This is a genomic window from Corynebacterium durum (genome assembly GCF_030408675.1).
GTDB lineage: Bacteria > Actinomycetota > Actinomycetes > Mycobacteriales > Mycobacteriaceae > Corynebacterium > Corynebacterium durum.
Map to the genome: position 1 here is coordinate 1,070,803 of NZ_CP047200.1, position 21,423 is coordinate 1,092,225.

The 21,423-nt window shown below is 57.6% G+C and carries 22 protein-coding genes; 19 read left to right on the forward strand and 3 right to left on the reverse strand.

Going from position 1 to position 21,423, the window contains the following annotated elements; translation table 11 throughout:
* The first annotated feature begins 3 nt into the window (after positions 1-3).
* The 9 genes from CDUR_RS05065 to CDUR_RS05105 all read left to right on the forward strand — a co-directional run bounded on the left by CDUR_RS05065 (position 4) and on the right by CDUR_RS05105 (position 7,811).
* On the forward strand, positions 4-579 hold the full coding sequence (locus tag CDUR_RS05065) for a F0F1 ATP synthase subunit B (RefSeq protein ID WP_006061907.1): 576 nt from the start codon (positions 4-6) through the stop codon (positions 577-579).
* 5 nt (positions 580-584) lie between these two features.
* Positions 585-1,403, forward strand: coding sequence for a F0F1 ATP synthase subunit delta (locus CDUR_RS05070; RefSeq protein ID WP_179419029.1), 819 nt, complete (start codon positions 585-587; stop codon positions 1,401-1,403).
* Positions 1,404-1,460: 57 nt separating this feature from the next.
* Positions 1,461-3,104 (forward strand): F0F1 ATP synthase subunit alpha, encoded by a 1,644-nt coding sequence (atpA, locus tag CDUR_RS05075; protein WP_040358615.1) that lies wholly within the window; start codon positions 1,461-1,463, stop codon positions 3,102-3,104.
* Between the two features lie 54 nt (positions 3,105-3,158).
* Complete coding sequence (locus CDUR_RS05080; protein WP_179417376.1) at positions 3,159-4,142, forward strand: F0F1 ATP synthase subunit gamma; 984 nt, start codon at positions 3,159-3,161, stop codon at positions 4,140-4,142.
* A 3-nt stretch (positions 4,143-4,145) separates the two neighbouring features.
* A complete protein-coding gene (gene atpD, locus CDUR_RS05085) occupies positions 4,146-5,591 on the forward strand; it encodes a F0F1 ATP synthase subunit beta (RefSeq protein ID WP_006061911.1) in 1,446 nt (481 codons plus the stop codon).
* 13 nt (positions 5,592-5,604) lie between these two features.
* Positions 5,605-5,976 (forward strand): F0F1 ATP synthase subunit epsilon, encoded by a 372-nt coding sequence (locus tag CDUR_RS05090; RefSeq protein ID WP_179417377.1) that lies wholly within the window; start codon positions 5,605-5,607, stop codon positions 5,974-5,976.
* A 310-nt stretch (positions 5,977-6,286) separates the two neighbouring features.
* Entirely contained in the window at positions 6,287-6,763 is a 477-nt protein-coding gene (locus tag CDUR_RS05095; RefSeq protein WP_179417378.1) for a DUF2550 domain-containing protein, read from the forward strand.
* A gap of 50 nt (positions 6,764-6,813) precedes the next feature.
* Positions 6,814-7,506: an endonuclease NucS gene (nucS, locus tag CDUR_RS05100; protein WP_179417379.1), complete on the forward strand. Its 693-nt coding sequence runs from the start codon at positions 6,814-6,816 to the stop codon at positions 7,504-7,506.
* Between the two features lie 26 nt (positions 7,507-7,532).
* On the forward strand, positions 7,533-7,811 hold the full coding sequence (locus CDUR_RS05105) for an Rv1322 family protein (protein WP_006061915.1): 279 nt from the start codon (positions 7,533-7,535) through the stop codon (positions 7,809-7,811).
* Positions 7,812-7,819: 8 nt separating this feature from the next.
* Here CDUR_RS05105 and mce read toward each other — a convergent pair whose 3' ends face one another.
* The gene (gene mce, locus CDUR_RS05110; RefSeq protein WP_006061916.1) at positions 7,820-8,278 is read right to left on the reverse strand and encodes a methylmalonyl-CoA epimerase; all 459 of its coding nucleotides are present in this window, start codon (positions 8,276-8,278) and stop codon (positions 7,820-7,822) included.
* 79 nt (positions 8,279-8,357) lie between these two features.
* On the opposite strand from mce, the gene CDUR_RS05115 reads away from it, so the two are divergent.
* Positions 8,358-8,660 carry an MTH1187 family thiamine-binding protein gene (locus CDUR_RS05115; RefSeq protein WP_179417380.1) on the forward strand — a complete coding sequence of 101 codons (303 nt, stop codon included), beginning with the start codon at positions 8,358-8,360 and terminating at the stop codon, positions 8,658-8,660.
* Between the two features lie 15 nt (positions 8,661-8,675).
* A complete protein-coding gene (locus CDUR_RS05120; RefSeq protein WP_179417381.1) occupies positions 8,676-9,611 on the forward strand; it encodes a tetratricopeptide repeat protein in 936 nt (311 codons plus the stop codon).
* A gap of 88 nt (positions 9,612-9,699) precedes the next feature.
* Here the strand turns inward: CDUR_RS05120 and glgB are convergent, their stop codons facing one another.
* The gene (gene glgB, locus CDUR_RS05125; RefSeq protein WP_179417382.1) at positions 9,700-11,907 is read right to left on the reverse strand and encodes a 1,4-alpha-glucan branching protein GlgB; all 2,208 of its coding nucleotides are present in this window, start codon (positions 11,905-11,907) and stop codon (positions 9,700-9,702) included.
* Between the two features lie 40 nt (positions 11,908-11,947).
* On the reverse strand, positions 11,948-13,978 hold the full coding sequence (locus tag CDUR_RS05130) for an alpha-1,4-glucan--maltose-1-phosphate maltosyltransferase (protein WP_179417383.1): 2,031 nt from the start codon (positions 13,976-13,978) through the stop codon (positions 11,948-11,950).
* 236 nt (positions 13,979-14,214) lie between these two features.
* Between CDUR_RS05130 and CDUR_RS05135 the strand changes: the two genes are divergently transcribed.
* From CDUR_RS05135 to CDUR_RS05170, 8 genes are all read left to right on the forward strand, one after another.
* On the forward strand, positions 14,215-15,024 hold the full coding sequence (locus CDUR_RS05135) for an ABC transporter ATP-binding protein (protein ID WP_006061921.1): 810 nt from the start codon (positions 14,215-14,217) through the stop codon (positions 15,022-15,024).
* Positions 15,021-16,253 (forward strand): THUMP-like domain-containing protein, encoded by a 1,233-nt coding sequence (locus CDUR_RS05140; protein ID WP_179417384.1) that lies wholly within the window; start codon positions 15,021-15,023, stop codon positions 16,251-16,253. The genes CDUR_RS05135 and CDUR_RS05140 overlap by 4 nt, the downstream gene beginning before the upstream one ends.
* Before the next feature lie 97 nt (positions 16,254-16,350).
* Positions 16,351-17,136 carry an electron transfer flavoprotein subunit beta/FixA family protein gene (locus CDUR_RS05145; RefSeq protein WP_179419030.1) on the forward strand — a complete coding sequence of 262 codons (786 nt, stop codon included), beginning with the start codon at positions 16,351-16,353 and terminating at the stop codon, positions 17,134-17,136.
* A 30-nt stretch (positions 17,137-17,166) separates the two neighbouring features.
* Positions 17,167-18,120 (forward strand): electron transfer flavoprotein subunit alpha/FixB family protein, encoded by a 954-nt coding sequence (locus tag CDUR_RS05150; RefSeq protein WP_179417385.1) that lies wholly within the window; start codon positions 17,167-17,169, stop codon positions 18,118-18,120.
* Positions 18,121-18,128: 8 nt separating this feature from the next.
* On the forward strand, positions 18,129-19,262 hold the full coding sequence (locus CDUR_RS05155) for a cysteine desulfurase family protein (protein WP_179417386.1): 1,134 nt from the start codon (positions 18,129-18,131) through the stop codon (positions 19,260-19,262).
* 58 nt (positions 19,263-19,320) lie between these two features.
* A complete protein-coding gene (locus tag CDUR_RS05160; RefSeq protein WP_179417387.1) occupies positions 19,321-19,488 on the forward strand; it encodes a hypothetical protein in 168 nt (55 codons plus the stop codon).
* 128 nt (positions 19,489-19,616) lie between these two features.
* Complete coding sequence (locus CDUR_RS05165; protein ID WP_179417388.1) at positions 19,617-20,543, forward strand: ABC transporter ATP-binding protein; 927 nt, start codon at positions 19,617-19,619, stop codon at positions 20,541-20,543.
* Positions 20,543-21,286, forward strand: a complete 744-nt coding sequence (locus tag CDUR_RS05170) for an ABC transporter permease (protein ID WP_179417389.1) — start codon at positions 20,543-20,545, stop codon at positions 21,284-21,286. The genes CDUR_RS05165 and CDUR_RS05170 overlap by 1 nt, the downstream gene beginning before the upstream one ends.
* Positions 21,287-21,423 lie beyond the last annotated feature (137 nt).

A 21,423-nucleotide genomic window follows, 5' to 3' on the forward strand; every position in this document is an offset into this window, starting at 1 on the left:
CACATGACGAACGTCATTTACTACTTGGCCGCATCAGAAGGCGGTGAGGGGCTTCCTCTAGAGAAGTCCGTTAACCCGCTTCTGCCTGCGTCATACGATGTCGTCTGGTCCGCAGTTTCGCTCATCGTCGTCCTGTTCCTCTTTTGGAAGTTTGTTCTTCCAAAGTTCCAGGAGGTCCTAACTGAGCGTGAGGACCGGATTAAGGGTGGCATCCAGCGTGCCGAAGCTGCACAGGCGGAAGCCAAGGCAGCCCTTGAAAAGTACAACGCACAGCTTGCTGAGGCTCGTGCCGAAGCTGCACAGATCCGCGAAGAAGCCCGCGAAAAGGGCAAGCAAATTGTCGCGGATATGAAGGCCCAGGCCACCGAAGAAAGCAACCGCATCATTGAGTCCGGTGAAAAGCAGCTCCAGGCCCAGCGTGAGCAGGTCGTCACAGAGCTGCGCCGTGAGATGGGACAGAACTCGATCAACCTGGCCGAACGCCTCCTCGGGGAGCAACTCTCCGACGATGTCAAACGCTCGGGAACGATCGATGCTTTCCTGTCCGATCTTGACACTGTGGCCCCAGCAGGAAAGTGAGCGACATGCACGCAGCGAGCCGCGAAGCACTTGCGAATGCAACTTTGAACCTAGACAACACCCTGTCTGGCATTGACAATGCAGTCGTAGTTGCCGCACAGACCGGTACCGAAATTTTCGACGTCGTTGATGTCCTCGACGGCGACCGCGGCCTGCGCGTCGCAGTGGCTGAGGCATCAGCTCCTGCGGAGCAGCGCTCTGGTCTGGTGAAGGAAGTTTTTGGTGGCAATGTGTCCGCAGTGACCCTTGCACTCCTCACCGATGCTGCGGCCCAGGTGTGGTCCACCCCGCGCGAAATGCGACAGGGTTTGGTTGCGTTGGGCCGCCGCGCTCTTCTCCGGTCCGCGGAACAGCAGGGGCAACTGGCCCAGGTGGAGGATGAACTCTTCCGCCTCAGCCGAATCCTGGAGGGCCAGACGCAGCTCACCCAGCTGCTGAGCGACAAGACAACAACTGTCGCTGCTAAACGTCAACTGCTTGCATCTGTGCTGTACGGAAAAGTCAGCGCCGTCACTGAGGCCCTGGCGCTGCAAGTGGTGGGACGCCCAGACAGCAATCTCATTGACGATATTGCGAATTTGTCCGCCCTCGCAGCTGAACTGCAGGGAAAGACTGTCGCACACGTCATCGCAGCTGTTGCGTTGAGCACACCACAAGAGCAAGCACTGGCCGCAAAACTGGGCCGAATTTATGGTCGTGAGATGAGCATCCACTCTGAGGTCGATACCAGCCTCCTCGGTGGAGTGGTCATCCGAGTCGGAGACGAAGTTATCGATGGCAGTACCGCAGGTAAACTCGAACGTCTGCGCGCAGGCATCGTCTAAGACACGACTAATTACTAGACAACAATGCTGGAAGAAACAACCGAGAGCAGGAAGAACATGGCGGAGCTGACGATCTCCTCCGATGAGATCCGTAGCGCGATTGCGAACTACACCTCGAGCTACTCCCCGGAGGCCTCCCGTGAGGAGGTCGGTGTGGTCATTTCGGCAGCTGACGGTATCGCCCAGGTTTCGGGCCTCCCGTCAGTCATGGCGAATGAGCTGCTTGAGTTCCCGCGCGGCGTCATTGGCGTCGCACAGAACCTTGACACTGACCGCATCGGTGTCGTGGTGCTGGGTAACTACGAGACTCTTAAAGAGGGCGACGAAGTAAAGCGGACCGGCGAGGTCCTTTCCATACCGGTCGGAGATGCATTCCTCGGCCGCGTCATTAACCCCCTGGGCCAGCCCATTGACGGCCTGGGTGCAATTGAAAAAGAAGAAGACCGTGTGCTGGAGTTGCAGGCACCGTCTGTGCTGCAGCGCCAACCCGTGGGTGAACCACTGCAGACCGGTATTAAGGCTATCGACGCCATGACCCCCATCGGTCGCGGTCAGCGTCAGCTGGTCATTGGCGACCGCAAGACTGGTAAGACTGCTGTCTGCTTGGACACCATTCTTAACCAGAAAGCCAACTGGGAATCTGGTGATCCCACCAAGCAGGTGCGGTGCATCTACGTAGCCATCGGCCAGAAAGGCTCGACCATCGCGGCGATTCGTCGTACCCTGGAAGAGCATGGCGCGCTGGAATACACCACTATCGTCGCAGCTCCGGCATCTGATTCCGCTGGCTTCAAATGGCTCGCACCTTTCGCTGGTGCTGCTCTCGGCCAGCACTGGATGTACCAGGGCAAGCATGTCTTGGTGATCTACGATGATCTGACCAAGCAGGCAGAAGCTTACCGTGCCATTTCACTGTTGCTGCGTCGTCCGCCGGGACGTGAAGCATATCCAGGTGACGTGTTCTACTTGCACTCCCGCTTGCTGGAACGTGCCGCTAAGTTGTCCGACGACATGGGCGCAGGCTCCATGACCGCTCTACCGATCATTGAGACTAAAGCTAACGACGTCTCCGCCTTCATTCCGACCAACGTGATTTCTATCACCGACGGACAGGTGTTCCTTGAGTCTGATCTGTTCAACCAGGGTGTTCGTCCCGCCATTAACGTTGGTGTGTCGGTGTCTCGTGTGGGTGGTGCAGCTCAGACCAAGGGTATGAAGAAAGTGTCTGGCTCTCTGCGTCTTGATCTTGCGGCCTACCGCGACTTGGAAGCATTCGCCGCATTCGCATCCGACCTTGATCCGGCTTCTAAAGCACAGCTTCAGCGTGGTCAGCGGCTGGTTGAACTGCTCAAGCAGTCTGAAAACAACCCCATGGCTGTGGAAGACCAGATGGTGTCCATCTGGTTGGCTGGCGAAGGCCACTTTGACACCGTTCCCGTCGAAGATGTCCGCCGCTTTGAAGTAGAACTGCACGAGTACCTGCACGCTAACATCCCGGCAGTGTACGAGCAGATCAAGGGCGGTGCTGCTTTCTCTGAAGAGTCTCTGACCGCGCTTGTTGAGGCTACTGATCAGTTCAAACGCACCTTCCAAACCACTGATGGCACTCCCGTGATTCACGACCCTGACGTTGATCCTTTGGCTGAAGGCGAACTGCAGAAGAACCAGATCACGGTGTCCCGTAAGACGGCTAAAAAGTAGGGCTGGTAGTAGAGCACTATGACCGTCCAAGGAAAAGAAGGGAGGCGATAATCCATGGCAAATCTTCGCGAATTACGTAACCGAATCAAGTCGGTGAACTCGACCAAGAAGATCACCAAAGCCCAGGAACTGATCGCCACCTCGCGAATCACCAAGGCCCAGGCACGGGTTGAGGCTTCGCTTCCGTACGCCAGAGAGATCCGCAATGTGGTGGAACGTCTGGCGTCCGCAAGTTCCCTCGATCACCCCATGCTCCGTGAGCGTGAGAACGGCAAGCGTGCCGCAATCTTGGTGGTCACGAGTGACCGTGGCATGGCAGGTGGCTACAACTACAACGTCTTCAAAAAAACTGCGGAACTGCGTGGACTTCTTGAAGATAAGGGCTACGAGGTTGTCTTGTATGTCGCTGGTAACAAAGGCATTGGCTACTACAAGTTCCGTGGCGAAGATATTGCAGGTGCATGGTCTGGTTTTTCCCAAGATCCGAAATACCAGGATACTCATGACCTGCGTCGTCACCTCGTAGATGCGTTTGTTGCCGGGTCTGTGGGCACTGCCAAGTGGCGTGAGGGCGTCAATGGCGAGGAAGGTACTCCTGTCCAAGGCTTTGATCAGCTTCACGTGGTGTATACCGAGTTTGAATCTATGTTGACTCAGACTGCACGCGCCCACCAACTGCTTCCCATGGAGCCTGTCATTGAAATTGACGAGGTTGACCTCGGTGATGATGGCATTTTGGGCAGTGGCGAGGATAAAGCCACCTCAGACTACGAGTTCGAACCTGATGCGGACACTCTTTTGGAGGCGTTGCTTCCGCAGTACGTCTCACGTGGTCTGTACGCCATGCTTTTGGAAGCTGCAGCATCGGAGTCGGCATCTCGCCGTAACGCCATGAAGTCTGCCACCGACAACGCCACAGCGTTGGTTAAAGATCTGTCCCGTGTGGCTAACCAAGCCCGCCAGGCACAGATTACCCAGGAAATCACAGAGATCGTCGGTGGCGCTGGTGCGCTCGCCGAAAGCGGAGAAAGTGACTAGATTATGACTACAGCTCTCAACGAGCAGAACGCACAGCAGGCGGCTACCGTCGGCCGTGTCGTGCGTGTCATTGGTCCGGTCGTCGACGTGGAATTCCCGCGCGGCGAGCTACCGGCCCTGTTTAACGCACTGACTGTCGAGGTCACCCTCGAAGCAGTCGCCAAAACCATTACCCTTGAGGTGGCACAGCACCTCGGCGATAACCTGGTTCGTGCTATTTCCATGGCACCAACCGACGGTCTTGTCCGTGGTGCCGAGGTTGTTGACAGCGGCAAACCTATTTCCGTCCCGGTTGGGGACGTTGTGAAGGGGCACGTGTTCAACGCACTGGGTGACTGCCTTGACGAGCCTGGTCTCGGCCGTGACGGTGAGCAGTGGGGCATCCACCGCGACCCGCCACCTTTTGACCAGCTTGAAGGTAAGACCGAGATTCTGGAAACCGGTATTAAGGTCATTGACCTGCTCACCCCGTACGTGAAGGGCGGAAAGATCGGCCTGTTCGGTGGCGCTGGTGTGGGCAAGACGGTGTTGATCCAGGAAATGATCACCCGTATCGCTCGCGAATTCTCCGGTACCTCGGTGTTTGCCGGTGTGGGCGAACGTACCCGTGAGGGTACGGACTTGTTCCTTGAGATGGAAGAAATGGGTGTTCTTCAGGACACCGCACTGGTCTTTGGTCAGATGGATGAGCCTCCAGGAGTCCGTATGCGTGTGGCTCTGTCGGGCTTGACCATGGCGGAGTACTTCCGCGATGTTCAGCACCAGGACGTGCTGTTGTTCATTGACAACATCTTCCGTTTCACGCAGGCAGGTTCCGAGGTGTCCACCCTGCTCGGCCGTATGCCGTCCGCTGTGGGTTACCAGCCCACCCTGGCTGATGAGATGGGTATCCTGCAGGAGCGAATCACCTCCACCAAGGGTAAGTCGATTACGTCACTGCAGGCCGTGTACGTGCCCGCCGACGACTACACCGACCCGGCCCCGGCCACGACCTTCGCTCACCTGGATGCCACCACCGAGCTTGACCGTGGCATTGCCTCGAAGGGTATCTACCCGGCTGTGAACCCGCTGACCTCCACGTCTCGTATTTTGGAGCCTGGCATTGTGGGCGAGCGCCACTACGCAGTGGCTCAGCGCGTGATCAATATCCTGCAGAAGAACAAAGAACTTCAGGACATCATCGCCATTCTTGGTATGGATGAGCTGTCTGAAGAAGACAAGATCACGGTTCAGCGTGCCCGCCGTCTGGAGCGTTTCCTTGGCCAGAACTTCTTCGTCGCAGAGAAGTTCACCGGTATCCCCGGCTCTTATGTGCCGCTAGAGGAGACGATCGAGGCATTCGAGCGTATCTGCAATGGTGACTTTGACCACTACCCAGAGCAGGCTTTCAATGGTTTGGGTGGATTGGAAGACGTCGAGGCCGCATACAAGAAGCTGACCGGAGAGTAGAGGGGCGTGTCACATGGCTGAAATCGCCGTTGAACTGGTTGCTGTTGAACGTATGCTGTGGTCCGGTCAGGCCAGCATCGTCACTGCGCAGACCACTGAGGGTGAGATTGGCGTGTTGCCCGGCCATGAACCTATGCTTGGCCAGCTGGTTGACAATGGTGTTGTGGTCATCCGTCCTGTAGATGGTGACAAGCTTGTCGCCGCTGTACAGGGTGGTTTTCTGTCGATCTCCGAGGACAAGGTAACTATCCTTGCTGAATTCGCCGTGTGGGTGGACGAGATTGATGTTGCTGAGGCTGAAGCTGCGGCGGCATCGGACGATGAGGAGACCAAGGCTCTTGGTGAAGCTAAACTGCGTGCGGTTCGGCGAAATCAGGAGTCATAACGACGGCCTAGAGCACACGCTCGTCGTGAGTGCGCGGTGTTGAGAAGCGTACTGCGCATGGTGACCTAAGGACCCTTCCCATCATGGGGGAGGGTCCTTTTTTGCGTTGACGGCATGTGACATGGTGATATGAAGGGAAGCGGCTTACACGTAGCCGTAGACATCTAAAACCGCAGTTCGACGGGGCTGGGTGCACTAAGCAACGCCCCAGTTTTTAATAAAACTCTAATAAAGTGTACTATGAGCTGTTAACAGCTTAAACGCCATCTAGGTTCACACACCTGGAGCAACTTTCAAGAGGGACACCGCTATGGAATATGTGTGGTTTGCGCTGATTCTGGCCGTCATTGTGATTACTCTGCTGGCCACATGGCGCTTTATCACGCTGCGTTCCAAGGGCACACCGGTGTTACTGCGTAAGATGCCAGCGCCGGGAGATCACGGTTGGAGGCACGGTGCGATCCGCTACGTAGGTGAAAAGATTGAGTATTACAAGCTTCGATCACTGTCACCACGAGCGGATCTTTTTGTTATGCGAGGGGATTTGAAGGTGCTGGCTCGCCGCGAGCCAACCTCGAACGAGGTGCTGTACATGCACCCGAACACTCGTATTTTGTTGATCGAGATTGCGGGCACGGAATATGAGTTGGCGTTTGAAAACCGTGGGGATACGGCGTTTATTGCCTGGTTGGAGTCAGCGCCAACGCGTCAGGTGATTCGGGTGAATCCGCGCCAGGCTATGCGTCATTTTGCAATACAGCAGGCCCGGGAATTGGGTGGCCGCTAGCACACACCGGATTGACCGGATTTTTGTTGGGTGTGGGATAAGGTAGGGGAATGCGTCTTGTCATTGCCCGTTGCTCCGTGGATTATGTTGGCCGGTTGGAAGCGCACCTTCCGATGGCGGATCGTTTGTTGATGGTCAAGGCCGATGGGTCTGTGTCCATTCACGCTGATGACCGTGCATATAAGCCATTGAACTGGATGACACCGCCATGCACCCTGGAGGAGCAGGAGATTACCGATGTAGACGGGCAGGATGTGGGCGTGCGCATGTGGATCGTGGAGAACAAGAAGGGGGAGCAGCTGCGCATCACGTTGGAGGCGGTGCATTCGGATTACTACTACGACCTCGGCGAGGATCCCGGGCTGGTTAAGGATGGGGTGGAGACGCATCTTCAGGAGCTGTTAGCCGATCACATCACCACATTGGGGGATGGGTATACGCTGATCCGCCGTGAATACCCGACGGCGATTGGCCCGGTGGATATTTTGTGCCGGGATAGCGACGGCGCAACGGTTGCTGTGGAGATTAAACGTCGCGGTGGTATTGATGGTGTAGAGCAGCTGTCACGGTATTTGGAGCTGCTGAACAGGGATGAGCTGTTGAAGCCGGTGCAGGGGGTCTTTGCGGCGCAGGAGATTAAGCCACAGGCTCGGACGCTGGCGGAGGATCGCGGAATCCGATGCGTGACGTTGGACTATCAGGCGTTGCGCGGCATTGAATCTGATGAGCTTCGGCTCTTCTAGAGGATCAGTGAGGAAAGCGGTGCAGCATGCCACGAAAAAATAGGCGGTTGAATACGACTCCGTCTCGTCAGCTGCCTCAGGATGGCGCTGCGTATTTTGGCACCCAGACGCAGGATGCGTTTGGGGAAATATATCTGGTGCGGCACATGGGATCGGCTGCGGCGAAGAAATACTACGTGTGCCCAGGATGCAATCAAAATATCCCGCCCGGCGTGGCACACATTGTTGCGTGGCCACGGGATTACGGGCGGGGTGCGGACGACCGTAGGCATTGGCACAAGCCGTGCTGGGAACGGCGTCGATAAGCGGTTGGTTAGGAGGCTGGTTCGGTGATTTCGAGAAGAACGCCGTTAGCGTCTTTCGGGTGAACGAAGTTGATGCGTGCTCCGCCGGTGCCGATTTTGGGTTCGGGGTACAGCAGGCGGGTTCCCTGTGCGCGCAGGTGCTCGCTCAGTGCGTCAATGTTGTTGGTGCGCACGCACATCTGCTGCAGGCCAGGGCCTTTTTTATCGATGAATTTGGCGATGGTGGAGTCCTCGTTCAGCGGAGCGAGGAGCTGCACCATGCCATCGGTGGCACCAAGGTTCTTCGGGCCGATCATGGCCTCCACGACACCCTGCTCCTCATTGGTTTCCTGGTGGTGGTTCACCCAGCCGAAGTTGGAGCGGTAGAACTCAACGGCGGCGTCAAGATCCGGCACGGCGATGCCTACGTGATCGAGGCAGATGACGTACTCGTGGGGAATATCAATGGAAGAAATATCATGAGTCATGCCTACAAGTGTAGTCCGATCGCTGACACAATGCGCCAAAAGTCACAATGAACCTCATCATGTGACTACCCTGTAACTCATGATTATTGCTTTCTCCGTCGCCCCCACCGAAACCCCCAATAACCAGGCCGAAATGTCAGAGGCGGTGTCCGCTGCCATCAAGATCGTCCGAGAATCCGGGCTGCCCAATGAGACAAACGCCATGTTCACCTTGGTGGAAGGGGAGTGGGATGAGGTCATGTCTGTGATCAAACGCGCCACCGACGCTGTGTTGGAGGTATCGCCACGCGTGTCGCTGGTGCTGAAGGCCGATATCCGGCCCGGGTACACGAATCAAATTACGGCTAAAGTTGAGTCGGTGGAACGCCACCTATCGCAATAAAGAAAGGACAAAAGAATGACGACGCCTGACCGTTTTGTTGCCGGAGCCATCGACCTTGGTGAGGTCAAAGCCCGCGCGGAGGCACGTGCCCAGGCTAGCCGCCAGCCTGCCGGTAGTGTGGCACCGACGTTAACCATTACGCAAGAGAATTTTGAGCATGATGTGGTGCGTCGCTCCTTACAGGTTCCAGTGATTGTGCTGGTAGGAACGTCCCGGAGTGAGCAATCCGAACAGCTTCGCGCTGACTTTACCACGCTAGCAACACAGGCCAACCTCGCCTGGATTTTCGCCTACCTTGATGCAGATGCCACGCCGGAATTAGCCCAGATGCTCGGCGTTACCGGGCTTCCCACTGTTATTGCGCTTGCCGACGGCCGCCCACTCGCTGATTTCCAGGGCGGTCAACCGTTGGAGGCACTTCAGCAGTGGACTACTGCCGTGGTCTCGGCCGTTGAGGGCAAGCTCGTCGGGTTGAGTGACGCAGCTGCTGAGGGATCGGATGATGAGGGTGCGCAGGGTGCTCCAGCGCAGAGCACCCCCGAGGATCCGCGCTTTGAGCCCGCTACAGAGGCACTGAATAACGGCGATTTTGATGCTGCAATTGCCGTCTATGATTCCATCCTCGCTCAAGAACCGGCCAATGCTGAGGCTAAAGCTGCCCGCGATAATGCCCGATTCCTTGCCCGTATTTCGGCCGCCATGGCTGATGGCGAGGCTGATCCCATTGCGTGTGCCGACGCCGCGCCGGGCGATGTCGATCTTGCTCTGACTGCCGCTGATGCCGAGATAGCCGCAGGTAAGGTGGAACAGGCATTTGATCGCCTGTTGGCAGTAATTATGAAAGATAAGGAGCGGGTGCGTACTCGCATGGTGGAGTTGTTTGCTCTGTTTGATGCGGGCGACCCGCGCGTGGCTGATGCTCGTGCGCGGATGGCGAATGCTCTTTTCTGAACCCGCGCACTGTGTGGCAGTGAAACAGCGTCTAGAAGCACCATGATGGATCTTCTAGACGCTGCGCGTTATGTCCGGAGGAAATTAATTACTTCTCTGGTTCCCAGCAGTACCACTGGCCGCTCATGGCGGGCACGTGAAGTTGCACGGAGAAGTCGTATCCATCCCAGGGGAAGGACACGGCCTCAACCTCAGTAGGAAGGTCGTTGTCGGCACCTTCGTAGATTCCGTCATCCGTGTTGAGGATGCGCACCCACTGGCCGCCTTCCGGCACGCCGAGTGTGTACCCCAGATGGGATGCTCCACCAAAGTTGAACACGCAGAGTAGCTTGGAGCCGTCAGTGCCGTGTCGGTGGAACGCCAGAACGTTGTGGCTTGCGTCGTCGGACTTGGCCCAACTGAACCCTTCATAGTTGTGGTCCTGCGAATACAGTGCGGGCAGTTCCTTGTACAGGCTGTTCAGGGTGCGGACCAAGGCATTGATGCCGCAGTGATATTCGCCTTCCCAGCCTTCCATGTCATACCAGTCAATAGAGCGGGCCTCGGACCATTCCTCTATCTGACCAAACTCCTGGCCTTGGAAAAGCAGGTTCTTGCCGGGGTGCGCCCACATATAGGCGAATAGGCTGCGGAGACCTGCTGCTTTGTTCCAGGCATCGCCGGGCATGCGGTTCCACAAGGAGCCTTTCCCGTGGACGACCTCATCGTGGGAGAACGGCAGGATGAACTTCTCCGAGTAGGCGTACACCATGGAGAAAGTGATCTCATTGTGGTGGTATTCGCGGTGCACGGGGTCCTTGGAGAAGTACTCCAGGGTGTCGTTCATCCAGCCCATGTTCCACTTCAAGGAGAAGCCAAGACCACCCTCTTCGGTGGGGGCGGTCACGCCAGGCCAAGAGGTTGATTCTTCGGCAACGGTGAGAACCCCAGGGAAGGCGCGGTGGACGGTGGCGTTGACTTCCTGCAGGAGTTGCACGGCGTCAAGATTTTCGCGGCCGCCGTATTGGTTGGGCAGCCATTCGCCGTCTTTGCGGGAATAATCGAGGTAGAGCATGGAGGCCACGGCGTCAACACGCAGGCCATCAATGTGGAACTCGTCGAGCCAGTAGAGGGCATTGGCCACTAGGAAGTTGCGGACCTCGGTGCGGCCGAAATCAAAAACGTAGGTGCCCCATTCTTTCTGCTCGCCGCGCCGCCAGTCAGGGTGCTCGTAGAGGGCTTCACCGTCGAAGCGGGCGAGGGCGAAATCGTCCTTGGGGAAGTGCCCCGGCACCCAGTCCACCAGCACACCGATGCCGTGTTGGTGGAAGGCATCAACAAGGGCACGGAATTCATCAGGGGTGCCCCAGCGGGAACTGGGTGCGAAGTAGCCGGACACCTGATATCCCCAGGAACCACCGAAGGGGTGTTCCGCGACGGGTAAGAACTCGACGTGGGTAAAGCCTTGCTCGACTACGTAATCCACCAGTTCTGTGGCGAGGTCGCTGTAGCTCAGTCCCTGCTTCCAGGACCCAAGGTGCACCTCATACACGCTGATGGGTGCGTCGATGTTGTTGATCGCTTCTCGACGCTCCATCCACTCACTGTCCTGCCATGTGTACTGGGAGGTAGTGACCACCGAACCCGTGCGCGGTGGGGTCTCCGAGAGCTTAGCCAATGGGTCGGCCTTGTCACGGCGGTGACCTTCACGTGTCTGGATGGCGTACTTGTACACGTCGCCGTCACCGACGTTCGGAATGAACAGTTCCCAGATCCCGGAACTTCCGAGGGAGCGCATGGGGTATTGGGATGAGTTCCATCCGCAAAAGTCGCCCACCACGGCAACACCGATGGCGTTGGGTGCCCAAACAGCGAAGGACGTGCCGTGGACCTCACCCATGACGGTGGTGTAGCTGCGCACAGTGGAACCAAGAACCTCCCAGAGACGTTCGTGACGGCCTTCGGAAATGAGGTAGATGTCCGTTTCGCCAAGTGTGGGTAGGAAATAGTAAGGATCGGCGGTGGTGATGGGATCCTGGTTGGGCCAGGTGATGCGCAGGCGATAGTCCTGCGGCTGGGCGTCGTCAAGCCAGATGGCGAAGATGTCGTCGCCAATGGGGTCCATGTCAACAGGACTGCGGCCGTTGATAAGCAGCTCAACGCGCTCCGCTCCTAGTTGGCGGGTGCGCACCACCGCACCTCCGTCAACGGCGTGCCAACCGTAGAAACCATGAGGATCGTGGTGTTGGCAGTGACGTAGGCGGTGCAGGTCTTCTTCGAAAATGAAGCGGGGATCGTGCTCAGGTGCGGGGGTCAATGGTAGTTCCTATCTTCAGAAGGGACATAGGGGGCGGGTTTTAGCCGCGATATTCGTCTACATGCAACCATGCCAGTTTTTCGCGCCTGTTGGCAGGAATCTCTGGAAGGACGAACACATGGGCGACGTTGTTCCACGGTTCCAGACGCACGAAATTGTGCGTTCCCCAGTGGTAGGTGGCACCGGTAATCTCGTCGTAGACCTCGAACGTGGAATCCATATCCAGGCCCAGTTCCGGTAGGTTCAGGTGGATGGTGCCTTCCTGGGCGTTATAGGGGTCCAAGTTCACAATCACCAGAATGCAGTTGCCTGTCAGCGCATCAACCTTGGAGTACGCAATCAGGTTGTCGTTATCAATCTGGTGGAAGTAGATGTTACGTAGCTGCTGCAACGCCGGGTTGTCCTTGCGGATGCGGTTCAGGGCGGTGATGAACGGCTCCAGCGAATCGTTGTTCTCCAACGCCGCGTCGAAATCGCGGGGGCGAAGCTCATATTTTTCGCTGTTCATGTATTCTTCGCTGCCAGGCTTCACCGCCTGGTTTTCATAGAGTTCGTAGCCCGAATAGACACCCCACAGTGGAGACAAGGTGGCAGCGAGAGCGGCGCGAATGGCGAACATTCCCCGACCGCCGTGCTGCAACGATGCGTGCAGAATATCCGGGGTGTTCACAAACAGATTCGGACGGCTGATGTCAGCCATACGGGAGATTTCCTCGCCAAACTGTGTGAGTTCGTATTTGTTGGTCTGCCAGGTGAAATACGTGTAGTTCTGGGAGAACCCAACCTTGGCCAAGCCATAGAGGCGTGGGCGGCGGGTGAACGCCTCGGCCAGGAAAATCACTTCAGGGTGGGTTTCATGCACAGTGGAAATCAACCATTCCCAGAAGTTTGCTGGCTTGGTGTGGGGGTTATCTACGCGGAATGTGCGCACACCATGTTTGATCCAGTACTGCACCACGCGGAGAATTTCCTTGTAGATGCCCTTTTGATCGTTGTCGAAGTTCAGGGGGTAAATGTCCTGGTATTTCTTCGGTGGGTTTTCTGCATAGGCAATCGTGCCGTCCGGCAACACGGTGAACCATTCGGGGTGCTCTGCGGCCCAGGGGTGATCAGGCGCGCACTGCAACGCCAAGTCCAGGGCCACCTCAAGACCCAGCTTCTTGGCCTTGGCCATCAGGGCGTCGAAATCCTTAATGGTGCCCAGTTGCGGGTGTACCGCATCGTGGCCACCGGCTTCTGAACCGATAGCCCACGGGGAGCCTACATCGTGTGGTTCGGGGTCAAGAGTGTTGTTGCGACCCTTGCGGTTGACCTCGCCGATCGGGTGGATCGGCGGGAAGTACACAGTGTCAAAGCCCATCCGTGCCACACGGTCCAGTTCTTCGGCGGCGGTGGCGAAGGTGCCGTGCACCGGGTTGCCGTTCTCGTCCCAGCCGCCCGTGGAGCGGGGGAAGAATTCGTACCAAGAGCTCACCAAGGCTTTACGACGCTCTACATTAACCTTGTGACCTTTGCCGCGCGTGAGTAGTTCACGCAGTGGATGAAGCTCAAGAATGTTTAAAGTTTCGCGGGACAATCCGGGTGCGACGCGAGCACGTAGGTCGCCATTGCCACGCAGCGATTGCGCCACGTCCTGAAGGTGCGGACGTTGCGCTTTGGGGACAGCTTTCGCGGCTTTTTCAAACAACCGGGCGCCATGCTCAAGATCATTGGCAAGTTCTTCAGCGGACTGTCCGGCCTCAATCTTTGCGGTCACAGCGTGCCGCCATGTGGCGAGCGGATCGGACCATACATCCACGCGGAAAGTCCAACGACCGGGTACATCGGGAACGAAAATGGCATTGACTTGGTCTGGGTCATCATCGCTGCGCTGCATGGGTATCCGCTTGGTGCGCGGGGCCACAGATGAATCATCGGGGCCTTTCACGTTGAGGGTCGCGGAGAGCGCGTCATGGCCTTCACGCCATACAAAAGCAAAAACAGGGATAAGTTCCCCCACAACAGCTTTAGATGGATAGGCTCCGCCTGACACAACGGGGCGGACGTCGTCTATTCCAAGTCGTCCGGTCACAGTTTATTACCTTCCGATTGCAGGGACCCAACGCTGATGCGCGGGTGATGGATGTGGTGTATTCGCATTCTTGAGGTCTGCTACAGGTAGTGCGGCGAGAAACTGCGTTACGTAAACGTTACGAAAACCTGGATGTCTGCCCGTGCGCACTGCCTGAGACCGACTCCCTAAAAGTCTAGATCAACAAAAGTAGCGGGACACGGCTGAAAATAGTGATTTTTCCTGCACTTTCCACCATGATGGAGAAGGTGAACGATTTTAATCCAGATTTGCTTATCGATTTTGACGACGTTTCTTTCATCCGAGGTGGCAGAAACCTTGTTGGTCCGCTGACGTGGAAAGTTGAATTAGATGAACGCTGGGTGGTTCTTGGGCCTAATGGTGCAGGCAAAACCACTCTTATGCGTTTGGCTGGGGCTGAGGAATTTCCGTCCAGCGGCATTGCGCACATCATGGGTGAACAACTGGGCAAGACAGATATGCGTGACCTGCGCACCATGATTGGTATGTCGTCTTCCGCTCTGGCTAACCGCATCCCGACGGAAGAGCAAGTCAGTGACCTGGTGGTTTCCGCAGGCTACGCCATTCTTGGGCGGTGGCGCGAGGAATACAATGACATGGATTTCGGCCACGCAGACGCTGTATTGGAGCAGGTAGGTGCTTCGCACTTGAAGGACCGCATGTGGGGAACGCTCAGCGAGGGGGAGAAAAAGCGCGTACTTATTGCCCGTGCGTTGATGACCAACCCAGAGCTGCTGTTGCTGGATGAACCCGGCGCGGGTTTGGACCTGGGTGGCCGTGAGGATTTGGTTGGCTACCTGGGGGAATTGGCCGTGGATCCGGACGCCCCGGCGATGGTGATGATCACCCACCATGTGGAGGAAATTCCTGCTGGATTCACCCATGCTATGTTGCTGGATTCGGGTGAGGTGGTTGCTCAGGGCTTGATTGATCAGGTGCTGACCAGCGACAATTTGTCTAAGACGTTCCACCAGCCGATTCAGATTGATAGGATCGACGGACGTTTCTTCGCCCGTAGGGTATGAGTTACACCCGGGACGAAGTCCGGTTTCTGATTGCGCATCAGGGGGATATTTCTGATGCGGAGCAGGGGCTGCAGATGAATAAAAACACCCTCATTGCGGACATGGGTGTGTTGCGTGGTCGTTTCGGTGACCACGCCCGCGCCGTTGGCGAACTGCTTCATGCCCGTCGCGCGGCTTCGGAAAAATTGCGTGACGACGCCCGCGCACGCTGGCTTTTCTGCTACGAATCGGCGCAGCAGGCCACACCGTCTGCGGTAGCGGATGTGCGTGCGGAAAAAATTCGTGACATTGCGGGGGAAGGCGCGCTTGTCGCTGATGTGACCTGTTCAGTGGGAACGGAGGGATTGGCGGTCTCCAGGGCTGGACTGCGATACGCAGGTTCCGATGTGGACCTGGCCCGACTTGACATGGCGCGCCACAATCTCGTGGGTACCAGCTCCTTGATCTACGCGGCAGATGCGCTTGTTCCCGCGATTCAGCTCAACGATGTGGGTTGTGTTATTGCTGATCCAGCACGCCGTGACGGTGGACGTCGCATCAGTGACCCTGCGCACCTTATTCCACCCCTGCCGGAGTTGATCGCGGCATGGCCTGATGTGCCGCTAGCCGTGAAGTGCGCGCCGGGCATCGATTACAGCCAGTGGTCCGGATTAGTCAGTGTAGTGAGTGTGGACGGCAAGGTGAAGGAAACCTGCTTGTACAGCCAGCATTTTGGGCGGGGCAGGGAAGCTGTGGTGTTGCGCGGCGGTGAGAACGGGGGCGTCGATAAGCAATCGGCGGATGTGTTGAACTCTGATATGAACGATCGCCCTGGTGAGGACCTGGCGGGCGCGCCGGGGCGTTTTATTATCGACCCGGATGGAGCGATTGTGCGGGCGGGGCTGGTGCGCCAGATGGCGGTGCGGGAGGGGCTGTGGATGCTGGATGAACGGATCGCATACCTCACAGGGGATCGAATACCGGCGGGCCACACGGGTGCTGAGTTTGTGGCGCAGCTGCCGCTGAAGAAAATGAAAGACGTGAAACGCCTGCTGCGGGAGCTGGATTGTGGGAGCCTGGAAATCCTGGTGCGTGGCGTGGATGTGAACCCGGATAAGCTGCGCAAACAGCTGAAACTGGGTGGAAAGCGCCCGCTGACCCTGGTGTGTACGCGCATCAGGGCTGCTGGTGTGGCCTTGGTGTGTGGTCCGCGAGTGGGGCCCGGCGCGGATAATCCGTCATCAAGTTAGTATGACCTGAGTTGTCTATGCATACCTAGACTGGTCAGACTAAACTAGCTGCGAGTTACATAATTGAGACATGACAATACGGAAAGGCGACTGCACTATGCCCACGATTGTGGTTCTGGTGAAAAACGTTCCTGATTCCTGGTCGGAGCATTCCTTAAACCCCGACTACACGCTAGACCGCGAGAGCGTTACCGAAGTTATTGATGAAATCAACGAGTACGCTGTGGAAAAAGCACTAGCGCTGCGGGACTCCAACGAGGGTTTCCGGGTTGTGACGCTCAGCGCCGGGCCGGAACGCGCTGAAGATGCGCTGCGCAAAGCACTCGCCATGGGTGCTGATGAAGCGGTGTTACTTGTCGACGATGCGCTGAAAGGCTCCGACGCCCTCGGTACCGCTTGGGCACTTCACAACGCCATCAACGCTATTGATGACGTCCAGTTAATTGTCACCGGAGTTGCCTCTTCCGACGGTGCGACGGGCGCGCTGCCAGGTATTATCGCCGAATATCGTCAGATTCCAGCGCTCACCAGCTTGCGCTCCTGTGACCTTGTTGACGGAAAACTCACCGGTATCCGCGAGGTCATGGAAGGTGAATACACCTTGGAGGCACCTTTGCCTGCGCTGGTGTCTGTAACGGAAAAATCCGACAAGCCGCGCTTTGCCAACTTCCAGGGCATCCGTGCTGCCAAAGCCGCCACTATCCGGCACCTCAGCCTTGCCGATATTGGGGTAGCCCCCGAACACGTTGGTTTGGCACATGCTGCAACAACGGTTCATAGTGCTGAAACTCGCCCAGAGCGCAGCCAAGGCCAGATTGTGGTGGACCACGGCGATGCCGCCACCGTCATTGCGGACTTCCTCGCCGCTGAAAAGTTCATCTGAGTGCCGTTCGTCTGATTTGGAGAAAACCCCATGTCCTTTGCCTACATTCTGGTCGAGCACTCTAACGGTGAACTTGACCCAGTAACCGCCGAACTCATCACCGCCGGACGCGCCTTTGGCGTGGTCAGCGCTGTTGTAGTGGGAACCCCCGGAACCGCCGCAGCCTTCACCCCACAACTTGCCGAATGGGGTGCCGCACAGATCGTTGCCGCCGAGACCCCCTCCGCAGACTCCCGCGTGGTCATCCCGGCTACCGACGCCCTGTCTATACTCGCCGGTGCCAACCCAGCGCCGCTGCTCATCGCTGCGGGCGTTACTGGGAATGAAATCGCAGGTCGCCTCGCCGCTCGTCTCGCCTCGGGTGCGCTCTACGACGTGGTTGGTGTGAACGCCGACGGCACTGCTGCCATGTCTATCTTTGGAGACACTGTTGCCGTCACCGCAGCCGCCAGCGGCAACAGTCCCATCTACACCCTGCGCCGCGGGGTGGTTGATGCTGCCCCCGAAGCTGCCGCAGGTGAACTCGTTGCGCTGGAACTTCCAGGGGCCAACGCCACAGAACCCGTGGTCACCGGATTTACGCCCGCCGAACGCGGTAACCGCCCCGACCTTGCCCAAGCCAAAGTGGTCGTCGCTGGCGGCCGCGGCGTCGGATCCGCTGAAGGTTTCACGGACATCGTGGAACCGCTTGCCGACGCCCTCGGCGGTGCCGTGGGTGTCACCCGCGACGTTGTGGACTCCGGCTACTACCCCGGACAATTCCAGATCGGGCAAACCGGCGTGACCGTCTCGCCTGACCTGTACATCGGCCTCGGTGTGTCTGGTGCCATCCAGCACAAATCCGGCATGCAGACTGCGAAGAAGATCATTGTGATCAACAACGATGAGGATGCGCCCCTGTTTGAGATCGCCGACCTCGGTGTTGTGGGCGACCTATTTGACATCACACCGAAGCTCATCGAAGAAATAAAGAAGCGGGGATAACAGGGACAATGCCGCCCGTCTACCTCGACCACGCAGCAACCACACCCATGCGCGACTGTGCGCGGGAAGCATGGTTGGAGGCATCAACGCTACTCAACCCGGGTGGGCAATACGCAACAGGGCGCCGCGCACGCGCCGCCCTGGAACAGGCACGGGAAGATATTGCCTTACTGCTGGACTGTGAACCCATCGAAGTTATCTTCACGGCATCAGGAACCGAAGCCGACAACATCGCCATCCAAGGGCTGTACCGGGCGAGTGATTCCCACCGCATCGTCAGCTCGCCCATTGAGCATCCAGCAGCATTAGAGACCGTACGCGGGCTTGCCGCAGGTGCTGAGGTCGAGGTGAGCTGGCTACCGGTCTCGCCTTCAGGGGTGGTTGGCGTCGGGGACACGTTGGACACCCCTGCTGCGTTGGCCAGCTGCATGTGGGCCAACAACGAAACTGGTGCCATCCAGCCCATCAGTGACGTTGTGTCGGCCGCCGCCACGCAGGCTACCCCGGTGCATATCGACGCCGTGCAAGCCGTAGGCCACATCCCCGTATCCTTCGCGCAATCCGGCGCTACAACCCTGGCCGCCAGCGCCCACAAATTCGGTGGCCCCCGGGGGACAGGACTGCTGCTTGCAGCGCGGTCCCCAGCCCCAACAGGAGTACTTTTCGGAGGCGGGCAGGAACGCGGCATTCGCCCAGGCACCGCCGATGTGGCGGGGGCAGTGGGTACTGCTGCGGCTTTGAAAGAAGCAATCAACGAGATGGATGCGGAGATGCAGCGGGTTGCCGCACTGCGGGATCAGCTGCGCGCCGGGATCCTTTCGCAGGTTGATGACGTTATTGTGCACACTCCAGCAGAGGCGTTGCCCGGTCACCTGCACCTTTCCTTCCCGGGTGCGGAGGGGGACAGCTTGATTATGCTGCTCGACTCCCTCGGCTTCGAGTGCTCCACAGGATCAGCCTGCTCCAGCGGAGTCAACCGCGCCAGCGAAGTGCTGTTGGCCATGGGGGTGTCTGAACATGATGCGCGCGGTGCGATCCGCTTTACGCTGGGGCGCACCACCACATCAGATGATGTAACGGCGTTGCTGGGGGTCATCGCGGACGTGGTGGCTAGAGCACGCATCGCAGGCATGGCGGGATGATCCGCGAAGCAGGGCGTCGATAAGCGAGCTGATCAGGCAGCGTAATGCGCGGGCCACGGTGGATAGTTACGAGGACATTCTGGTGGGGGCGGCGTTGGCAGTGCGTCAGGGGGTGGTTGAGGCGCGGCTGCCCGCGCTGGGGTTTCTGCATCTGAACACCAACGGGGGAGTGACAACGCCAGTGTTAGAGGGGCGCATTACCTACGTCGCTGGGGATGACGTGTAGGAAATGTAGGCGTATGCCGTCGGAATCGGTACATCCCGTACGTGTGTTGAGTAACACTTGTAATACAAGTATTACCGTCGTAGGGTTGGGGTTGGAAAGCAATCATGCGATGCAACCGAGGAGTTGTGATGAGTGCAATCGTGTGTCGCGATGTAACCCGGCGTTTCGGCGAACTTACTGCCGTGGATGGGGTGAGCTTCACTGTCGAAGATAACGAGATTTTTGGAATCATCGGACCAAATGGGGCGGGAAAGACTACGCTCCTCAGCTGTATTGAAGGGTTAGACGCCCCAGCATCCGGGACTATTGACGTCCTGGGAATGCACCCTATAAAAGACATGCATCAGCTGGTGCAACGAACCGGGATTCAGCTGCAACAAGCCGCGTTGTTGCCCAGGCTCAAAGTTGGCGAAGCGCTGCAACTATTTTCTTCTTTCTATGACAATCCTGTTCCGTGGCGGCCGTTGCTGGATCTGCTTGGTATTGGCGTGAAAGAGCGCTCTTTTGTTACTAAGTTGTCTGGCGGTGAACGCCAACGAGTATTTATCGCCCTTGCCCTTATCCATGATCCCGAGCTGCTTTTCCTCGATGAGCTGACTACTGCTCTTGATCCGCAGGCGCGACTTGCCATGTGGGACGTTGTGCGTGGCATCCGTGACCGTGGCAAAACTGTCGTTCTGACCACGCATTATATGGAAGAAGCTGAAGCACTCTGTGATCGCGTGGCCATCATAGACAGCGGAAAGCTCGTCGCGCTGGACACCGTGGCGGGGCTCATCCAGCGCTACGGTGGGGACTCCACGCTGCGGCTCAATCTCAACTCGCCCGCCCTCAATACCCCTGCGCTAGCGGAGCTGGCATCGGTACAAGGGGTGACTGGCGTGAACGGCGACGGTGACGCGGTCGTCGTTAAGGGGCGGGGAGCGTTTGCTCAAAATGTGTTGGCTTACCTCACCCAGGCCGGACTTGCTGTGCATGATATGAACACGACGACGCCGGGTCTGGAGGACGTTTTTCTTAATCTCACTGGACGCACACTGCGGAAGGAACACTGATGCGCGCGTACCGAACCCTGGTGATAACCCTTGCCAGATCCATGCTGCGTGAACCTGTCGGACTGTTTTTCACCCTCATTTTTCCACCGCTCTTGGTGGTGATACTTGGCACAATCTTTGGTAACGATCCAACACCACAGTTTGACGGTAAGGGCTTTGTGGACGCCACGCTTCCGGCGATGTCGTCGCTGATAGTGGCGATTATGGGAATCCTAATGCTGCCCGCAACGCAGCTGCAACTGCGTGAAAGCGGTGCCCTTGCGCGTCTTCGCGCCACACCGTTGAAGTCGTGGACGTACGTGGCGGCGGACGTGACCGTTCATTTCCTTGTGGGGATGACCGGTGTGGTTCTGGCCCTGATTGTTGGAATGCTGATGTTTGGCGTCCGGGCGCAGGGGAGTGTTCTGCTCGTGCTAGTCGCGGGGGCGTGTGGGCTTATTGCGTTCCTGGCGCTGGGATACACGCTGGCTGCGGTGTATCCGTCAGCGGCGGCGGCAACCGGTATTGGTAACGGCGTGATGATTGTATTGATGATCACGTCCGGCGCTTTCATTCCGATGGAGGCGTTGCCGAGCGGGGTGCGGCATGCCACGCAGTTTTCCCCACTGCGGCACCTGGTGGAATTGATGCAAGGGCTGTGGGCGGGTCACGCGTGGTCCGACTATGGCGTTGCGACGGCCGTGTTGCTCGGTATGATCGTTATCTTCGGCGCTCTCGGGGCACGGCTGTTTAAGTGGGGCTGAAACTGAGGAAATGACACTGCGAAGGTATGATCTTAGCAGTAGTGCTTATCCGGCGATGTGGTCCATAGTGTGTCGTAGATGTCGTGATATATAGTCGCTGGGTAGCACAGGTATTGATGTGATTTTGCGTTGTCGTG